Genomic DNA, 17,196 nt, shown 5'->3' with positions numbered 1-17,196 from the left:
GAGGTACAGATGGCTAAGAAACCAGGACAAGATTTTCGTAGTGCTCAGAGCGGCTTAAGTGAACTGAAGTCGCGCTTATTATTCGTAATTGGTGCACTTTTAGTATTCCGAGCGGGCTCTTTTGTGCCGATTCCTGGTATTGACGCGGCTGTACTTGCCGATTTGTTCGAACAGCAAAAAGGTACCATCGTGGAAATGTTTAACATGTTTTCCGGTGGTGCCCTTGAGCGTGCATCTATATTAGCGTTGGGCATCATGCCGTATATATCGGCATCAATTGTTGTCCAACTGCTAACTGTAGTTCATCCAGCGTTAGCTGAACTCAAGAAAGAGGGTGAAGCAGGCCGTCGTAAGATAAGCCAATATACGCGGTATGGCACGCTTGTACTTGCAACATTCCAAGCAATTGGTATTGCAACTGGCCTACCAAACATGGTCGATAATCTGGTTGTTATCAACCAAACCATGTTTACGCTAATTGCTACCGTAAGTTTAGTAACCGGTACCATGTTTTTGATGTGGTTAGGTGAACAAATTACAGAGCGCGGGATTGGTAACGGTATTTCGATACTGATATTTGCAGGTATTGTTGCTGGATTGCCTTCAGCAATCGGTCAAACAATCGAGCAAGCGCGTCAAGGTGAATTGCATGTACTTCTTCTGCTGTTGATTGTTGTACTGTCTTTTGCAGTGATCTACTTCGTTGTTTTCATGGAGCGTGGTCAACGTCGTATCGTTGTTAACTATGCGAAACGTCAACAAGGTCGTAAGGTCTTTGCTGCACAAAGCACACACTTGCCACTTAAAATTAATATGGCAGGTGTTATTCCAGCAATCTTTGCATCTAGTATTATACTGTTTCCAGGAACACTGGCGCAGTGGTTTGGTCAAAATGGTGAGAGTAGCACGCTTGGTTGGTTAACTGACGTGTCTTTGGCTCTTAGCCCAGGTCAGCCTTTATATGTAATGCTTTATGCAGCGGCGATTATTTTCTTCTGTTTCTTCTATACGGCGTTGGTATTCAACCCAAGAGAAACAGCAGATAACCTGAAGAAGTCTGGTGCATTCGTACCCGGCATCCGCCCAGGTGAGCAGACAGCTAAATATATAGATAAAGTAATGACGCGTTTAACCCTCGCGGGTGCGTTATACATTACCTTTATCTGTCTGATTCCAGAGTTTATGATGGTCGCGTGGAACGTACGTTTCTACTTCGGCGGTACATCACTACTGATTGTTGTAGTGGTTATCATGGACTTTATGGCACAGGTACAGACTCATCTGATGTCTCAGCAGTATGATTCTGTGTTGAAAAAGGCAAACCTGAAAGGCTACGGCCGTTAAATCAGGTTTTATTTACGGAGTTTAGCAATGAAAGTTCGTGCTTCCGTTAAAAAAATCTGCCGTAACTGTAAAGTTATCAAGCGTAACGGTGTCGTTCGCGTGATTTGCAGTGAGCCAAAGCACAAACAGCGCCAAGGCTAATAAGCAGAAATTTTTACTTGAAATATAAGGTAGCGTTGAGTATATTGCTCGACCTACCTTTTGCGTGCAAAAGAAGTAGTATTCCGCAGCGTATCCATAACGGGCTTTGCTGCGGCTAATTCTTTTATAGAAACACTTAGGAGTGAATAATGGCCCGTATAGCAGGCATTAACATTCCTGATCAAAAACATGCTGTAATCGCCTTAACCGCGATCTACGGAATCGGCAAAACTCGATCTCAAGCTATCTTAGCTGATTTGGGTATTGCTGAAAGTGTTAAGATCAGTGAACTAACTGAAGAGCAGATCGATCAACTGCGTGATGGTGTAGCTAAGTACACTGTAGAAGGTGATCTTCGTCGTGAAGTATCAATGAACATCAAGCGTCTAATGGACCTTGGTTGTTACAGAGGTCTTCGTCATCGTCGCAGTCTACCACTACGTGGACAGCGTACTAAAACCAACGCTCGCACCCGTAAGGGTCCGCGTAAGCCGATCAAGAAATAATCGGGAAGGTAGAGTACAATGGCTAAACAACCAACTCGCGCTCGTAAGCGCGTACGCAAGCAAGTTGCCGATGGCGTTGCGCACATCCATGCTTCTTTCAACAACACAATAGTAACTATAACTGACCGTCAAGGTAATGCTCTCGCATGGGCTACCGCAGGTGGTTCAGGTTTCCGTGGTTCTCGTAAATCTACTCCGTTCGCGGCACAGGTAGCTGCAGAGCGTTGTGCTGAAATGGCGAAAGAATACGGTCTAAAGAACTTGGAAGTTATGGTTAAGGGTCCAGGTCCAGGTCGTGAATCTACGGTTCGCGCACTGAACGCTGCTGGTTTCCGCATCACAAATATTGTTGATGCTACACCAATCCCTCATAACGGTTGTCGTCCACCTAAGAAACGTCGTGTATAACGTTTTTTAGATTACTGGAGAAAGATCATGGCAAGATATTTGGGTCCTAAGCTGAAGCTTAGCCGTCGTGAAGGCACTGACTTATTTCTTAAGTCTGGTGTTCGTGCGATCGATACCAAGTGTAAAATTGATAACGCACCAGGTGTACACGGCGCTCGTCGCGGTCGTCTATCTGAGTATGGCGTTCAGCTTCGTGAGAAGCAAAAAGTACGTCGTATGTATGGCGTTTTAGAAAAACAATTCCGTAACTACTACAAAGAAGCAGCGCGCCTTAAAGGCAACACTGGTGAAAACCTACTTCAGCTTCTTGAAGGTCGTCTTGATAACGTAGTTTACCGCATGGGCTTTGGTGCAACTCGCGCAGAAGCTCGTCAGCTAGTTAGCCATAAAGCTATCCTAGTTAACGGTAAAGTTGTAAACGTTCCTTCTTTCAAAGTTGCGGCTGATGACGTTGTTTCTATCCGCGAGAAAGCTAAACAGCAATCTCGTATTAAGGCAGCTCTTGAAGTTGCTGAACAACGCGAAAAACCAACTTGGATTGAAGTAGATGGTGGTAAGATGGAAGGTATGTTCAAGCGTATGCCTGAGCGTTCAGATCTATCTGCTGACATCAACGAACAACTGATCGTCGAGCTTTACTCTAAGTAAGGTTAAACTAAAGAGAGGACACAATGCAGGGTTCTGTAACAGAATTTCTTAAGCCACGTCTTGTTGACATCGAACAAGTTAGCACGACACACGCAAAAGTAACTCTTGAGCCATTGGAGCGTGGCTTTGGTCACACTCTAGGTAATGCACTTCGCCGTATTCTTTTATCTTCTATGCCAGGTTGTGCTGTAACAGAAGTTGAGATTGAAGGCGTTCTACACGAATACAGTACTAAAGAAGGTGTTCAAGAAGATATTCTTGAGATTCTTCTTAACCTAAAAGGTTTGGCTGTACGCGTTGCCGAAGGCAAAGATGAAGTGTTTATTACGCTGAATAAATCAGGCTCGGGCCCTGTGGTTGCAGGTGACATCACCCATGATGGTGATGTAGAGATCACTAACCCAGAACACGTTATTTGTCACCTAACGGATGGCAATGCTGAGATCGCAATGCGTATCAAGGTAGAACGTGGTCGTGGTTACGTTCCAGCTTCAGCTCGTATCCATACTGAAGAAGATGAGCGCCCTATTGGTCGCCTACTGGTTGACGCTACGTACAGCCCAGTAGACAAGATAGCTTATTCTGTTGATGCCGCTCGTGTAGAGCAGCGTACAGATTTAGATAAGCTTGTCATCGATATGGAAACGAACGGTACTTTGGACCCTGAGGAAGCTATCCGTCGCGCAGCTACAATTTTAGCTGAGCAATTGGATGCATTCGTAGATCTACGTGATGTACGAGTTCCTGAAGAGAAAGAAGAGAAGCCAGAATTCGATCCGATCCTACTGCGTCCTGTAGACGATCTTGAACTAACAGTTCGCTCTGCTAACTGTTTGAAAGCAGAAGCGATTCACTACATCGGTGATCTTGTACAGCGTACTGAGGTTGAGCTACTTAAAACGCCTAACCTTGGTAAAAAATCTCTTACAGAGATTAAAGACGTACTTGCATCACGTGGCCTGTCTCTAGGTATGCGCCTAGAAAATTGGCCACCAGCGTCTATCGCTGAAGATTAATCGATACTAGTTAGAAGGATTAGGTCATGCGCCATCGTAAGAGTGGTCGTCAACTCAACCGCAACAGCTCACATCGCAAAGCGATGTTCAGCAACATGGCTAGCTCTCTAGTACGTCATGAAGTTATCAAGACTACTTTGCCAAAAGCAAAAGAGCTGCGTCGCGTCGTTGAGCCTTTGATTACACTAGCTAAGACTGACAGCGTTGCTAACCGTCGTCTTGCATTTGCACGTACTCGTGACAACGAAGTAGTTGCAAAACTATTTAACGAACTAGGTCCACGTTTTGCTGCTCGTCAGGGCGGTTACACTCGTATCCTAAAAGCTGGCTTCCGTGCTGGTGACAAAGCTCCAATGGCTTACATTGAGCTTGTAGATCGCCCAGCTGCTGAAGAAGCTGCTGAGTAATCAGTTCGTAGTAATGAAAAGCCGAGCATTTGCTCGGCTTTTTTGTTTTTAAAACAATATAAAAAAGCGACCTTTGAGCCGCCTTCTAGTTAGTTCTACTGGATTTAAAGGATATCCAATAATTCTACTTCAAATACTAGAGCAGCATATGGAGGAATAGCAGCGCCTGCGCCACGCTCACCATAAGCAAGATCTTGAGGAATGTAGAGTTTCCACTTAGAGCCCACAGGCATCATTTGAAGAGCTTCAACCCACCCTTTAATTACGCCAGTTACAGGGAATTCGGCAGGTTGACCGCGAGATACTGAGCTGTCAAATACAGTGCCGTCTGTTAACTCACCGTGGTAGTGAACGCGAACTTGCTTGTCTGAAGTTGGAATTTCACCAGTGCCTTCAGTCATGATCTCATATTGTAGGCCTGAATCTAATACAGTGATTTCTGGGCGTAGGGCATTATCTTTCAGGAAAACTTCACCGTCAGCAGCTGCTACTTTAGCCGCTTCTTCACGTGCAGATTCAGCGCGCTGGTGCATGTCTTGAAGGGCAGAGTTAATATCGTCAATTTCAATCGCTGGCATATCACCAACAAGTGCTGTTGCAATTCCAACTGCAATTGCATCTACGCTTAGACCTTCTAGGCCAGAAGTGGCTAGTTGCTGACCCATTTGTAGACCAATGCCGTAACTTGCTTTTTGCTCTACTGTTTCAAATGTAACCTCAGACATGGTGTCTCTCTATATTTAGTTTATTTAAGGGCCACAGGATACCAGTAATAGGCACGGGATGAAATGATGCTAGAATTTGATGAGAAGAATGCCCATAATGTGGGAGTTAAGTCTTATTTTTTTGTCTCAAATAGCAATTTTAACCTGTACATCACCTAACAGATTGAAAATCTCTATACTAGAACGCGCTTCGTTTTTATACTTATGGCCGAGGACCTTATGGAGATCCCGCACAATGAACCGCAGAAAGAAAAAGCCTAAACAGGTAGATTATATTGAATTAGCCCAACAAAAGATTTTACAGGTTGATTGGAAGGTTAAGGTTGGTTGTATCAAAGAACTTTGGCTCGCTTTGCCCAAGCTTCATCAGCGCGCTTTGATGGTACTTGTGCCGGTTGTTTTTATCTTATTTGTCATTCCAACATCTGAATCGCCATCTATGTCTGAGTCGGTTAATGAAGTATCAAGTGCCAAGCAACGTGTACAGGTAAATATTAATACGACGGGACTTAGTGAACAATATTCCCAGCAACAGAAAGGTGTAAAGTCCGAGACGTGGCAAGAATACACGGTAGAAAAGGGCGATACACTAGCTCAAGTTTTTCGTAATAACGATTTAGCCATGGCTGATCTTAACGCTCTGGTTCGTGTAGAAGGAAATGACAAGCCATTGAGCCAGATTAAAGCTGGACAACGGGTTAGATTTAAACTGGCTGAAGATGGTAAGCTGGATATTCTACAACTGGAGAAAAGATCCAAGTCTGTGATGTTTTTCCGTCTATCTGATGGTGGTTTTGGCCGCAGCAAATAGTGTCGGTTTACCTGTTGATAAGCATTTTAACTTAGGCTAGTTAATTAAGTAGGTAGCGATCTGCGTTTAATAGGCAATAAAGGCAGAATGATGCATAGAATTCCAATAGTTGTCAGCCAATCAGGGATCTCGTCAAACCACCAAGCTCCAAATACAGTAACAAAAATTAAGCCTGAATACTCTGCCACACCTATTTCTCCCACAGGTGCTTTTCGGTACGCTAGTACGGCTAATCCATTGTAGACAAGGATTAGAATCGCACTGGCGGCAATGAGGTTAAGTTCCTTTATGCTGATAGGTTGCCAAAATATGGCGGCGAGTATTGCGGCAACGGGAAGTGAGAAAAGTGAGGTCCAAAATAGTGTACTGATCATTGATTGTTGATTTGGTAGCTTTCGGGCAGAAACATTGAATAACGCCAGTGTGGTTGCAGTTGTGAGTGCAAATAGGGCTGCCCAATGAAATTGGGAAGGTCTGAGAACTATCAAAACGCCTATAAAGCCCAGTAACGTTGCTAAAACTTTACTTTTGGGAGGTGTTTCTTTCATCATCAGAACCGAAATGGGTAGCATAAGTAGTGGCGCAGCATAAAAGACCGCATTGGCGCTGGCCAAAGTCATTTTAGTAATGGCAACGACCATACAACCACTACCAATTAACACTAGATGAGCACGAAATAGATTTAACCACGGTGCATGCAATTGACGTGATTGAGCGCTTTCCCTTCGCCAAAAAGGATAAATGATTGCTACCGAAATCAGTTGACGAATAAAGATGTATTGCAGAGGTTGAACACTGCCATCAAGGATCTTCACCATTACATCTGATAATGACGCGCTTAGGTTACCCGCGATTAAAAGCCAAAGTGCGAACGCTTGTGGTGATATTGTGTTCACCTTTTTTGACTAAGCTTCATATCTATATGGGGAATGCCATCTTCGAGGTAAGTGTCAGATGTGCGTTCAAAACCATGTTGTTTATAATAATTTTCCAAGTGGGCCTGAGCGCCTATTTCAATATCTTCACTCGGCCACAGTCGATGACTCTCTGTGATGGCTTTTTTAATCAGAGTATGTCCTAGACCCGAACCGCGGTGAGTTTTCGCTGTTGCGACTCTACCAATGCTTACTGAAGGGTAACCAGTATTTTGGGGAAGTAATCGTGCGTATGCGATTAGTTCGCCATTTACATAGCCCAGTAGATGATGGACATGTCTAAAACAATCTTTCTCATCCAATTCGGGATACGGACACGTTTGTTCAACAACAAACACATCAACTCTTAATTTAAGGAGCTGATAAAGTTGGGTGGTAGTCAAGTGTTCAAAAGTTAGGAGCTGCCAAGAAATCATAATCTGCCTTATCTAGATATCGGTGTGAAAACTGAGCTTACAAGGTGTAACTAAAAGTCACATTAACTATTGTTAATTTTGTAGACGTTTCTTTATCCGGCTTAAGCTAATTGGGGTAATACCCAAATAGGCGGCGATATAGTAGTCGGTCAGCCTATGCGATAAATGAGGGTAATGCTGGCAGAAAAGTTCGTAGCGCTCTTCAGGAGTATACAGCAACATAAACCGTTCTTTGTTTTCCTTATACATTAATTGCGTTTCTAACAGTTTTACGTAAATAGCATGTCTGTTATCTCTCCAGTCATTCAGCGTTTTAATTGGCAGGGAAAATAAGACGCATGGCGTAAGAGATTCAAGTAAATAAGGAGAAGGTTGTCGCTTGATTAAGCCTTCAAAGCCAATGATCCAATCTTCCTCCCAATAAAACTCTTTGCTGAATTCTTTGCCTTTGTCAGTTAAATAGGCGGAATGGCACACTCCTTCGATCAAGAAAAAAATGTCTTCAGCGACTTGGCCTTGATTAAGCAATATATGGCGAGTTGGCAACTCAATCAATTTGGCACAGGCAATGAGTTGGTTAATATCTTGTTGGCTAAAGTCGGTTTGGGCAAGTTGCTGTTTGAAATTCTTAGTCGGATCCATTGGGTTGACTATATTAATGCTATTTCCTTCATTCTACTCTATTGGCAAGTTTGTGTGGTGAAGTAAAATCCGCGACCTTAGTCGCGTATTTTAATCTATGAATTTAGCGCTGTATATCAATCTGATAAACGGCAAAACCGACATCATCTTTCGCGACTAGCTTCATTGGGTATTGCCCATTGCTTTTAATAAATACTTCTGCTTTTTCACTGGGGGATGTTTCAAAGCGAATATCGAGCGCTTTATCTGACTTAATGGGCGCAAACCGCCAATTGTTATCCGCATTGGGTTTAAACTCGCCTTGTTCCCTACTCACGCGAGTAATGTAGTTGGCCATGATAGAACGATTTTCATCTGGTGAGTCAAAGGCAATGAACTTGCTGCCTGTTCCTGGGAATTTATTGCTATAGGCACGGTAGTTATTGGTCGCAATAAGGAAGTCTTGGTCCATGTCTAATGGCTTGCCTTGGAAGGTTAAGCCAGTAATACGCTGTGCCTCAGGGTTTAGTAGTTTACATTCGCCATCATATTTAGCAGGCTGACTTACATCAATCTGATAGTTAACGCCATCAATGACATCGAAATTGTAAGTACGAAATTCATCCCAGTTAATCAATTGCTGAGGTTGACTGGACTGGGGATTGATTTGGTTAAATTGCCCCGCGCTGCATTCAAGCCAATCTTTAACTTGCTGACCTTTGACTTTCATTGCGACCAAGGTGTTTGGGTAGAGGTATAGATCGGCGGCATTACGGAAAGTGAGTTGCCCTGATTCTACCTCGGTGAAGTTAGCTGGATCATTTTTGCGTCCGCCAGCTTTAAACGGAGCAGCAGCAGAAAGAACGGGGAGATCGGCTAAATCAGGATCACCTTGGATAAAGCGTTCTACATAATCTTGTTGTGCCAAATTGACAATTTGTATCGTTGGGTCGTCTTGCACCAGCGCAAGATAGCTATACATTACATCGCTGGCTTGACCAATGGGTTGGTTAACAAAATCACGGGTCCCTTTGTGGTCGGATTTTAGTACTTTGATCATCTCTGGATCCGCTTTGACGAGCGCATTATTCTTGTTCGGGTCGAAAATAGGGCGAGCTTGTGTCTCACCTTTAACAACCTGCCACTGGCCATTTTGTTGTTTAAGTTCAATATCAATGATCCCAACATGGCTACCCCAACGCCCTGGCATAACTGAAGCGACACCATTAATTGTGCCTTTTTGGTTATCCACTCCTGGAATATTATCAAAGCCTTTACCGGGGAAAACAGCATGTGAATGGCCGAAAGCAATGGCGTCAATACCTTCTACTTCCGCTAGGTAATAAGTTGAGTTCTCTGCGCCTTGTTTGTAAGGGTCGGAAGAAATACCTGAATGAGGTATGGCAACAATGACATCTGCACCTTGTTTTTTCATTTCTGGGATAAGTGTTTGGGCAGTTTGTTTGATGTCTTTGGTAAAGACCTTTTCCTCTAAGTTTTTCTTATCCCAAACCATGATTTGGGGTGGAACGAAGCCAATATACCCGACTTTTATTTGATGTTCTGCACCATCGATATCTTTAAAAGTATGAGATTTTATGATGTAGGGTGTGAAGTAGTGCTGGCCTGTTTTTTTATTAAATACGTTAGCGCTAATATAAGGGAAGTCAGCATCGTTGATGGCTTCTTTTAAAAAATTAAGACCATAGTTAAACTCATGATTGCCAATATTACCGACATCATAATCGAGTAAATTCATTGCTTTGTAGGCAGGGTGAATATCGCCGGGCTTTATACCTTTTGCAGCCATATAGTCGCCCATTGGGCTGCCTTGGAGTAAATCTCCATTATCGACTAGGACACTATTCTCTACTTCCGCCTGAGCTTGTTTCACTAAAGTCGCTACGCGAGTTAGACCAATTTTTTGGCTCGGTTTATCCTTGTAATAATCGTAGTCCATTAAATTGGTATGGATATCGGTGGTTTCTACAATACGTAATTTTATGGTGCTGGCCATAGCTGGGCCTGAGATAGCCAGCATGCCGCTCAGTACGGCCACCGCAAGGGGATTGACTGCGACTTTCATTGATATTAGCTCCAGTAGCGTTAATTTAAACCAAGCATAATTTAGCAAAAGCTTGTGCAATGGATGTTTCAATCACTAGCGAAGTGTGATGTGGAGTCAGGAGTTTTACTGTGTTTTGTCAGTTAGATCGCATCTAGATCCTAGACTAGGACAAAGACATGGACTTCTTATTTCAAAAAGATATAAAAAATAAACTTTTAGAATTTCAAGTAATATGTATATGAGGCCATAATGCGTTCAAAGACAGGCAAGGAACAGCATGATGGCTAGTAAGGATACTATTTCTCAATTTCCCATTAACAGCGTAAGAAAGTCGAGTGGCCCAAAGGCTCTTTATGGCGCTGGGCAGAGTACTTTGCGTGCCGGAGAGGTCGCGCTTATAGGTGCTGGCCCTGGGGATCCTGAGCTTCTGACCCTCAAAGCGCTGCGTTTTATACAGCAGGCCGATGTCGTGTTGTACGACTATCTGGTTTCCGACGACATTCTGGCTCTTATCCCGAGTAATACTATATTGGTGTGTGTTGGTAAACGCGCTGGCCATCACAGTGTTTCTCAGGAAAAGACCAATCAACTCTTGGTTGATTTTTCCCAGCAAGGGTATCGCGTTGCACGGATAAAAGGGGGAGACCCGTTTGTTTTTGGCCGTGGAGGTGAGGAGTTAGAAGTGCTGGCTGATGCAGGTGTTGCTTTTCAAGTTGTGCCTGGTATTACGGCTGCTTCTGGTGCTACGGCCTATGCAGGAATTCCCCTTACTCATCGTGATTATGCTCAGAGTGCGATGTTTATCACTGGCCATCTTAAGGCTGATCGGGATGGTATGGACTGGTCTACATTGGCTCGTGGCAATCAAACCTTAGTGATTTATATGGGGTTGATGAAGTCGGAATATATTCAAGGCCAATTGATAAATCATGGCCGTGCACCTAACACACCTATAGCGATTATTGAACGTGGTACTCAAGTCTGTCAGAAAGTCTTTACGGGCCAACTGTCTGAGTTAGCGACCCTTGCTCAAGACGCGCAGTCGCCTTCTTTGATTGTTGTTGGTGAGGTCGTCTCTTTGTCACGAAAACTGGCATGGTTTGGTGAGCAAGAAAGTTCGCTGCCACAGCGACAATTCGCATAACGATTATTTAACCTCTATCAGCTGCTCATGATGAGCTGCAAAGGAAGCACTACTATGGACCAACAAGGTTTAACTCATCTTAGGCAGCTCGAAGCCGAGAGCATTCATATCATTCGAGAAGTGGCAGCAGAGTTTGATAACCCGGTAATGATGTACTCTATTGGTAAAGATTCTTCAGTCATGCTTCATTTTGCCCGCAAGGCTTTTTACCCAGGAAAAATCCCCTTCCCTTTACTCCATGTCGACACTGACTGGAAGTTTAAGGAAATGATCAAGTTTCGTGATAAAACGGCCGAAAAATATGGATTTGAGCTTTTGGTTCATAAGAACCCCGAAGGTTTAGCCATGGGTATTAGTCCATTTGAGCATGGTTCATCTAAGCACACCGATATTATGAAAACACAGGGCCTCAAGCAGGCGCTTAATCACTACGGCTTTGATGCAGCTTTTGGCGGTGCAAGACGCGATGAGGAAAAATCACGAGCCAAAGAAAGAGTTTATTCTTTCCGCGATAAGAACCATACGTGGGATCCGAAAAACCAACGCCCAGAGTTATGGCGTACCTATAACGGTCAGATCAATAAAGGAGAAAGCATACGTGTGTTCCCTCTTTCTAACTGGACTGAACTTGATATCTGGCAATATATCTATCTAGAAAATATTGACATAGTCCCTCTGTATTTTTCTAACAAACGTCCTGTTGTGGAGCGTGATGGTATGTTGATCATGGTGGATGATGAGCGAATGAAGCTTGATTCTGGTGAAGTGGTTGAAGAGAAAAATGTTCGCTTTCGTACTCTGGGATGTTATCCACTGACTGGGGCAATTGAGTCTGAAGCTAAAACGTTAACTGACATTATTGAAGAAATGCTGGTTGCAACATCCAGTGAAAGGCAGGGACGTGCGATCGATCGCGATCAATCGGGATCGATGGAGCTAAAAAAACGCCAAGGTTATTTCTAAAACGATCGAAGGAAAGATTATGAACAGTGCAGTGGAAACTCAATTGGCAGAGTTGGGTATAGAAGGCTACCTGACTCAGCATCAGCAGAAGTCATTACTCAGATTCTTAACCTGTGGTTCGGTTGATGATGGAAAAAGTACTTTAATTGGCCGCTTGCTCCATGATTCAAAGCAAATTTATGAAGATCAGTTAGCAGCGGTTCATGCAGATAGTCAGAGGGTTGGTACGACTGGAGAACGGCCAGATTTAGCTTTGTTGGTTGATGGCTTGCAGGCAGAGCGAGAGCAGGGCATCACTATCGATGTGGCTTATCGTTACTTCTCGACCCAAAAACGTAAATTTATTATTGCTGATACACCTGGACATGAACAGTACACACGTAATATGGCGACGGGTGCTTCTACTTGTGACCTAGCCATAATATTGATTGATGCACGTAAAGGTGTACTGGATCAAACTCGCCGCCACTCTTTTATCGCCAATTTACTGGGATTGAAACACTTTATTGTTGCTGTCAACAAAATGGATTTGGTCGAATACTCACAGCAGCGCTTTGAAGAAATTCGTGATGACTACTTAGCATTTGCCGATAAGCTACAAGGTGAAACAGACATAAACATCTTACCGCTTTCTGCATTGGAAGGGGACAATGTGGTTGAAGCCAGTAAAAACCTCAGTTGGTTTGACGGCCCTTCTTTATTAGCACTTTTGCAAAGTGTCGACGTGAATCAGGCAAAAGGGCGCAGTATATTTCGTTTCCCGGTGCAGTATGTCAATCGACCTAATCTCGATTTTCGTGGTTTCTCCGGTACGGTCGCATCGGGGTGCGTAAAAGTTGGTGACATCATCAAAGTTCTACCATCAGGTAAAACGTCTCAGGTTACACGTATTGTGACTTTCGATGGTGACTTACCACAGGCACAAGCAGGTTTAGCCGTCACGCTCACACTTGAAGACGAGATTGATATTAGCCGTGGTGATTTGATTGTACTGGAGAATGACAAGGTTGAGCTTAGCCAGCGTTTATCGGCAGACGTTGTGTGGATGACAGAACAACCTTTGGTGTCTGGGCGAGATTATGACATTAAAATTGCTGGTAAGAAAACCATTGGTCATGTAGAGACTATTCGTCACCAATACGATATTAATCACTTGTCCAAGCATGAAGCTCAGTCATTACCACTTAATGGCATTGGCCTTTGTGAATGGAGATTGAACGAGTCGATTGTGGTCGATGCTTACGATACAGTGCAAGATAGCGGTGGTTTTATCATCATTGATCGTTTAACCAACGTAACAGTAGGTGCTGGCTTGATTCGTGGCGCCCTAAGTGAGCGAAAATCTTCTCCAAATGAGCGAATGGGTGCATTTGAAAATGAGCTTAAAGCCTTAATCCTTAAGCACTTCCCTGAGTGGGATGCCAAAATTTAACTCAATAAGTAGGAAAGTATGATGTGGCAACAAGGATTTGTGTTCGCTTTATTACTAGGCATAATCACTTGCCTTATTGCCACACGTATCAAGCCGAGCTTTATTTTTGCAGGAGCGGCTTTTATTGCTTTCCTAGCAGGGATGATAGAGCTAAGTGATGTAGCGACAAACTTTACAAACTCTTCGCTGTTAACCTTAGTTTTGTTGATACTTGCATCGAGTGCGCTTGAAAAAACCCGCTTGATAAGTTGGGTTAGTCGTTTATTGTCCTCAGGTCAACTGGGTACAGTTATCGCTAAGCTTGGTCTGTCGACAGCATTTTTATCGTCTTTTACCAATAATACGGCTGTAGTGGTTGCCTTGATTGGAGCTATCAAACGTAACCCCACTCATGCTCCATCTAAGCTACTGATCCCTTTATCTTATACTGCGATACTTGGCGGTACACTCACTCTGATTGGTACTTCAACCAATCTTATTATTAATAGCTTTGTTGAAGATGCAGGACTACCAAGTCTTGGCTTTTTTGCACCAACAGTCATTGGGTTGGCTGTGCTGGGTGCTGGTCTCATGATAATCATTCCGCTGAGTTACTTTTTACCTGCCAATGACGCGCAGCAAGAGGACGAGTTACCTTATTTTCTCGAAGCGATTGTTGAACCCCATTCACACTTAGTTGGCAACAGTATAAGTGATAATAAACTACGACATTTGCGTAAACTATTTCTTGCTGAAGTTATAAGAGGGGGGGAAACCATGCCTTCCGTTGAGCCGGATTTTGTGTTGCACGCAAAAGACAGGCTACTTTTTTGTGGGGATATTGAAAGTGTTACTACTTTGCAAGAAATTCCCGGTCTTAGATTATTTGGTCAGCGTTACCTTAATGGACAAAGCCTAGTTGAAGTAGTCGTTAGCTCATCGGCCAGCGTATGTAATCAAACCCTAAAATCTAGCCAGTTTCGCGAGCATTTTGATGCGGTTGTCGTCGCTATTCGTCGTGGTCATGAGCGATTGCGTGGTGGACTTGGCAATATCGAACTTAATGCTGGTGATACTTTAGTTCTGGTACCAGGCAAGCGGTTTGAGCAAGAGCGTCAAATGCAGAATAAAGAGTTTGTATTGGTTAATGATCTTGACTCTAGCGCCCGTCTTGATAGCCATAAATCCAGGATGGTATTACTTGGATTTTCTGGAGTGATAGTTGCAGCTTTATTAGGTGAATTCTCACTTATTAAAGGACTATCTTTATTTTTAATGGTCTCGCTACTGAGTGGCGTTATTCAATTAGGTGAGCTGAGGCGGCGTTTCCCACTCGACATTGTTGTCATTGTTGGCTCTGCGCTTTCAATTGCGCAACTTATGCTTTCTTCGGGTCTTTCAGCTTCCTTGGGTAGTATGTTTATCGCTACATTTAATGGTTGGGGAGCGTTTGGTGCTTTAGCTGCGACTTATTTTTTTACCTTGATACTGACGGAGCTGGTTACCAATAATGCTGCGGCCGCACTGGCTTTTCCTCTTGGTTATAGCATGGCGTTAGGTTATGGGGTCGATCCTATGCCTTTTATTATGGCGGTATTGTTTGGTGCCAGTGCGAGTTTTGTTTCTCCTTATGGCTATCAGACGAACTTACTGGTTTACAGACTAGGTCACTACAAATTTTCTGACTATATCAGAGTTGGACTACCAGTTTCTTTGGTGTACTCATTCTTAGTATTGGTTTTAATTCCTAAATTTTTTCCATTTTAAAGGACGTGATAATGACAACCCAGTTGCAACCCCAAGCTCTTGATATTACTTGGCACCAACACAAGATTGATAAAGTATTTAGATCTCAAATCAAGCAACAAAAGCCGGTAGTACTCTGGTTTACCGGCTTGTCAGGCGCGGGAAAATCAACCGTAGCTGGGGCTTTAGAAAAGACGCTTGCTGAACAGGGTTATCACACTTATCTTTTGGATGGTGATAATGTCCGACACGGGCTATGTAGTGATCTTGGTTTTTCGCAGCAAGATAGGCGTGAGAATATTCGTCGTATTGGTGAGTTGGCAAAACTGATGACAGATGCCGGCTTAATCGTATTATCTGCTTTCATATCGCCCTATCGAGAAGAGCGTCAGCTTGTCAAAGAGTTGCTTCCTGATGGCGAGTTTCTGGAAGTATATATTAATACTTCTTTGCAAGTATGTGAGCAGCGAGATCCTAAGGGATTATATAAAAAAGCCCGAGCAGGTCAAATCACCAACTTCACAGGTATTGATTCTGACTATCAAACGCCCAGCGCGCCGGATATTGATTTACTGGCTGGAGAAAAATCGATTGAGGTACTAGTGGCAGAGTGCTTACAGGTACTAAAAGCACGTGATATTATCGTTTAAATAAAAAAGCTTCCATCTGGGGAAGCTTTTTGTACAGCCAATAATTACTCGAAGCAGATCTCTATAAAGGCGTTACCCCATTCAGATGTGAAAGGCATGATTATGATAGCGCCTTCACATTTGTGGCGAATAGTATGTCCTTTTCCAGATACGACAATAGGTGTCGCCATATCAAAATCAAAGCCACTTTCAGAAAGAATGCGTTTAGCGCCGCCTGCCACCATGTTGGTTATCTCACCAACCATATCGGTGACTTCATCATTTAGGCCGTTGGGACGTTCGCCGAGCATATTTTGCATAATCTCTAGGGCAAGAGCTTCATCAAATGTGATTGACATTGAGCCGCGAGTCGGCTGACCAACCATACCAATTAAACCAGAAACATCACCTCGAGCAATCTCGTCTTTCTTAACTCGAGGTTTTTGAGGCTTCAATTCGAGAGAAGCCATCGTTTTTAGCACATTCATTAAAGAAGCTAAAAACGGGTTTATAAATTCGGCGCGCATTATCATGGTGTAATATTATTCCGTCTGTCCAGTTGAACATGACTGACAAATACCATGGGACTCTATCACATGATTTGTGATCTTAAATCCATGTTTTTTAGCATTATTTGTCAGTAAAGTTATCAAACTATCCTCTTGAAGTTCAATAACACTGCTGCATTTATCACATATCAACAAATGTGAATAGTGTTTGTGAGCATTACATGAGTTACATTGGATAAAGCTATTTGTTGATTCAACACGGTGGATAAATCCTTGCTCTAAAAGAAAGTCGAGTGCGCGATATACAGTGGGTGGTTTCGCTTGTGGTTCACTCGCCTTTAGCTGTTCCAGTAACTCGTATGCACTTGATGCTTTCGGGCTAGCACAGATTAATTCGAAAACCCTTTTCCGCTGCGGAGTAAGTCTCACTCCTCGTGCTGCACACATCTCTTCAATTTGTTTTATTAACTTGTGGTCCAAATTTTTCACCAATCATCATTGGACATAGTAATAATATACCATTTCTAGATGAATATCGTTTATCAAACAGTATTTCTGATAAAGCAGTCAATGGTTAGAGTCCATTTTGAGTTTCTAGAACTGCTTTTAACTCTATACGTTACCTTATTCCGATGTAAAACGATACTGCTAGAAGCGGAAGGGAGCACTAACTTTGTAGATTGGGTTTAGGCATATGTCATGTTATGGCACAAAAACTTGTTTAGATAATTTTCTATCGTTGAGGCTT

20 protein-coding genes are annotated in these 17,196 nt (G+C 43.2%); 13 read left to right on the top strand and 7 right to left on the bottom strand.

Annotation, left to right across the window (positions count from 1 at the left end):
* Window positions 1-9 precede the first annotated feature (9 nt).
* From secY to rplQ, 7 genes are all read left to right on the top strand, one after another.
* On the top strand, window positions 10-1,344 hold the full coding sequence (gene secY, locus KO511_RS00935; RefSeq protein WP_125320732.1) for a preprotein translocase subunit SecY: 1,335 nt from the start codon (window positions 10-12) through the stop codon (window positions 1,342-1,344).
* A 27-nt stretch (window positions 1,345-1,371) separates the two neighbouring features.
* Window positions 1,372-1,485, top strand: coding sequence for a 50S ribosomal protein L36 (gene rpmJ / locus KO511_RS00930; RefSeq protein ID WP_000868186.1), 114 nt, complete (start codon window positions 1,372-1,374; stop codon window positions 1,483-1,485).
* A 149-nt stretch (window positions 1,486-1,634) separates the two neighbouring features.
* The gene (rpsM, locus tag KO511_RS00925) at window positions 1,635-1,991 is read left to right on the top strand and encodes a 30S ribosomal protein S13 (RefSeq protein ID WP_053309509.1); all 357 of its coding nucleotides are present in this window, start codon (window positions 1,635-1,637) and stop codon (window positions 1,989-1,991) included.
* Window positions 1,992-2,009: 18 nt separating this feature from the next.
* The gene (gene rpsK / locus KO511_RS00920) at window positions 2,010-2,399 is read left to right on the top strand and encodes a 30S ribosomal protein S11 (protein WP_001118870.1); all 390 of its coding nucleotides are present in this window, start codon (window positions 2,010-2,012) and stop codon (window positions 2,397-2,399) included.
* A gap of 27 nt (window positions 2,400-2,426) precedes the next feature.
* Window positions 2,427-3,047 carry a 30S ribosomal protein S4 gene (gene rpsD, locus KO511_RS00915; protein ID WP_215985636.1) on the top strand — a complete coding sequence of 207 codons (621 nt, stop codon included), beginning with the start codon at window positions 2,427-2,429 and terminating at the stop codon, window positions 3,045-3,047.
* A 23-nt stretch (window positions 3,048-3,070) separates the two neighbouring features.
* On the top strand, window positions 3,071-4,063 hold the full coding sequence (locus KO511_RS00910; RefSeq protein ID WP_215985635.1) for a DNA-directed RNA polymerase subunit alpha: 993 nt from the start codon (window positions 3,071-3,073) through the stop codon (window positions 4,061-4,063).
* A 26-nt stretch (window positions 4,064-4,089) separates the two neighbouring features.
* Window positions 4,090-4,470 carry a 50S ribosomal protein L17 gene (gene rplQ, locus KO511_RS00905; protein ID WP_005383141.1) on the top strand — a complete coding sequence of 127 codons (381 nt, stop codon included), beginning with the start codon at window positions 4,090-4,092 and terminating at the stop codon, window positions 4,468-4,470.
* Window positions 4,471-4,574: 104 nt separating this feature from the next.
* Here the strand turns inward: rplQ and KO511_RS00900 are convergent, their stop codons facing one another.
* Entirely contained in the window at window positions 4,575-5,195 is a 621-nt protein-coding gene (locus tag KO511_RS00900) for an FKBP-type peptidyl-prolyl cis-trans isomerase (protein ID WP_215985634.1), read from the bottom strand.
* Between the two features lie 235 nt (window positions 5,196-5,430).
* Between KO511_RS00900 and KO511_RS00895 the strand changes: the two genes are divergently transcribed.
* Complete coding sequence (locus tag KO511_RS00895; protein WP_215985633.1) at window positions 5,431-6,006, top strand: LysM-like peptidoglycan-binding domain-containing protein; 576 nt, start codon at window positions 5,431-5,433, stop codon at window positions 6,004-6,006.
* A gap of 44 nt (window positions 6,007-6,050) precedes the next feature.
* Here the strand turns inward: KO511_RS00895 and KO511_RS00890 are convergent, their stop codons facing one another.
* The 4 genes from KO511_RS00890 to cpdB all read right to left on the bottom strand — a co-directional run bounded on the left by KO511_RS00890 (window position 6,051) and on the right by cpdB (window position 10,064).
* On the bottom strand, window positions 6,051-6,893 hold the full coding sequence (locus tag KO511_RS00890; RefSeq protein ID WP_215985704.1) for a DMT family transporter: 843 nt from the start codon (window positions 6,891-6,893) through the stop codon (window positions 6,051-6,053).
* Window positions 6,894-6,898: 5 nt separating this feature from the next.
* Window positions 6,899-7,357 carry a GNAT family N-acetyltransferase gene (locus KO511_RS00885; protein WP_215985632.1) on the bottom strand — a complete coding sequence of 153 codons (459 nt, stop codon included), beginning with the start codon at window positions 7,355-7,357 and terminating at the stop codon, window positions 6,899-6,901.
* Window positions 7,358-7,429: 72 nt separating this feature from the next.
* Window positions 7,430-7,999 (bottom strand): Crp/Fnr family transcriptional regulator, encoded by a 570-nt coding sequence (locus tag KO511_RS00880; protein WP_215985631.1) that lies wholly within the window; start codon window positions 7,997-7,999, stop codon window positions 7,430-7,432.
* Window positions 8,000-8,102: 103 nt separating this feature from the next.
* Complete coding sequence (gene cpdB / locus KO511_RS00875; protein ID WP_215985630.1) at window positions 8,103-10,064, bottom strand: 2',3'-cyclic-nucleotide 2'-phosphodiesterase; 1,962 nt, start codon at window positions 10,062-10,064, stop codon at window positions 8,103-8,105.
* A 262-nt stretch (window positions 10,065-10,326) separates the two neighbouring features.
* Here cpdB and cobA point away from each other — a divergent pair, with 262 nt between their 5' ends.
* The 5 genes from cobA to cysC are packed head-to-tail and all read left to right on the top strand — an operon-like array spanning window position 10,327 to window position 15,960.
* Window positions 10,327-11,190, top strand: coding sequence for a uroporphyrinogen-III C-methyltransferase (gene cobA, locus KO511_RS00870; RefSeq protein ID WP_215985703.1), 864 nt, complete (start codon window positions 10,327-10,329; stop codon window positions 11,188-11,190).
* Between the two features lie 30 nt (window positions 11,191-11,220).
* Window positions 11,221-12,153, top strand: a complete 933-nt coding sequence (cysD, locus tag KO511_RS00865; protein WP_215985702.1) for a sulfate adenylyltransferase subunit CysD — start codon at window positions 11,221-11,223, stop codon at window positions 12,151-12,153.
* Between the two features lie 19 nt (window positions 12,154-12,172).
* The gene (cysN, locus tag KO511_RS00860; RefSeq protein ID WP_215985629.1) at window positions 12,173-13,585 is read left to right on the top strand and encodes a sulfate adenylyltransferase subunit CysN; all 1,413 of its coding nucleotides are present in this window, start codon (window positions 12,173-12,175) and stop codon (window positions 13,583-13,585) included.
* Between the two features lie 21 nt (window positions 13,586-13,606).
* Complete coding sequence (locus KO511_RS00855; protein ID WP_215985701.1) at window positions 13,607-15,331, top strand: SLC13 family permease; 1,725 nt, start codon at window positions 13,607-13,609, stop codon at window positions 15,329-15,331.
* A gap of 11 nt (window positions 15,332-15,342) precedes the next feature.
* Complete coding sequence (cysC, locus tag KO511_RS00850; protein ID WP_215985628.1) at window positions 15,343-15,960, top strand: adenylyl-sulfate kinase; 618 nt, start codon at window positions 15,343-15,345, stop codon at window positions 15,958-15,960.
* A gap of 44 nt (window positions 15,961-16,004) precedes the next feature.
* Here the strand turns inward: cysC and KO511_RS00845 are convergent, their stop codons facing one another.
* Both KO511_RS00845 and zur read right to left on the bottom strand, forming a co-directional pair.
* Window positions 16,005-16,466, bottom strand: a complete 462-nt coding sequence (locus KO511_RS00845) for a chemotaxis protein CheX (protein WP_215985700.1) — start codon at window positions 16,464-16,466, stop codon at window positions 16,005-16,007.
* A gap of 15 nt (window positions 16,467-16,481) precedes the next feature.
* Window positions 16,482-16,940, bottom strand: a complete 459-nt coding sequence (gene zur, locus KO511_RS00840) for a zinc uptake transcriptional repressor Zur (RefSeq protein ID WP_215985627.1) — start codon at window positions 16,938-16,940, stop codon at window positions 16,482-16,484.
* Between the last annotated feature and the right edge of the window lie 256 nt (window positions 16,941-17,196).

It is taken from the genome of Vibrio hepatarius (assembly GCF_018860525.1).
Lineage (GTDB): Bacteria > Pseudomonadota > Gammaproteobacteria > Enterobacterales > Vibrionaceae > Vibrio > Vibrio hepatarius_B.
The sequence above is the reverse complement of the archived record's forward strand: the minus strand, read 5'-3'. Positions and strand labels throughout refer to the sequence as shown.

Coding starts and splice junctions, on each gene's coding strand:
- secY (WP_125320732.1), top strand. CDS start 10: ATGGCTAAGAAACCAGGACAAGATTTTCGTAGTGCTCAGAGCGGCTTA.
- rpmJ (WP_000868186.1), top strand. CDS start 1,372: ATGAAAGTTCGTGCTTCCGTTAAAAAAATCTGCCGTAACTGTAAAGTT.
- rpsM (WP_053309509.1), top strand. CDS start 1,635: ATGGCCCGTATAGCAGGCATTAACATTCCTGATCAAAAACATGCTGTA.
- rpsK (WP_001118870.1), top strand. CDS start 2,010: ATGGCTAAACAACCAACTCGCGCTCGTAAGCGCGTACGCAAGCAAGTT.
- rpsD (WP_215985636.1), top strand. CDS start 2,427: ATGGCAAGATATTTGGGTCCTAAGCTGAAGCTTAGCCGTCGTGAAGGC.
- KO511_RS00910 (WP_215985635.1), top strand. CDS start 3,071: ATGCAGGGTTCTGTAACAGAATTTCTTAAGCCACGTCTTGTTGACATC.
- rplQ (WP_005383141.1), top strand. CDS start 4,090: ATGCGCCATCGTAAGAGTGGTCGTCAACTCAACCGCAACAGCTCACAT.
- KO511_RS00900 (WP_215985634.1), bottom strand. CDS start 5,195: ATGTCTGAGGTTACATTTGAAACAGTAGAGCAAAAAGCAAGTTACGGC.
- KO511_RS00895 (WP_215985633.1), top strand. CDS start 5,431: ATGAACCGCAGAAAGAAAAAGCCTAAACAGGTAGATTATATTGAATTA.
- KO511_RS00885 (WP_215985632.1), bottom strand. CDS start 7,357: ATGATTTCTTGGCAGCTCCTAACTTTTGAACACTTGACTACCACCCAA.
- KO511_RS00880 (WP_215985631.1), bottom strand. CDS start 7,999: ATGGATCCGACTAAGAATTTCAAACAGCAACTTGCCCAAACCGACTTT.
- cpdB (WP_215985630.1), bottom strand. CDS start 10,064: ATGAAAGTCGCAGTCAATCCCCTTGCGGTGGCCGTACTGAGCGGCATG.
- cobA (WP_215985703.1), top strand. CDS start 10,327: ATGGCTAGTAAGGATACTATTTCTCAATTTCCCATTAACAGCGTAAGA.
- cysD (WP_215985702.1), top strand. CDS start 11,221: ATGAGCTGCAAAGGAAGCACTACTATGGACCAACAAGGTTTAACTCAT.
- cysN (WP_215985629.1), top strand. CDS start 12,173: ATGAACAGTGCAGTGGAAACTCAATTGGCAGAGTTGGGTATAGAAGGC.
- KO511_RS00855 (WP_215985701.1), top strand. CDS start 13,607: ATGTGGCAACAAGGATTTGTGTTCGCTTTATTACTAGGCATAATCACT.
- cysC (WP_215985628.1), top strand. CDS start 15,343: ATGACAACCCAGTTGCAACCCCAAGCTCTTGATATTACTTGGCACCAA.
- KO511_RS00845 (WP_215985700.1), bottom strand. CDS start 16,466: ATGCGCGCCGAATTTATAAACCCGTTTTTAGCTTCTTTAATGAATGTG.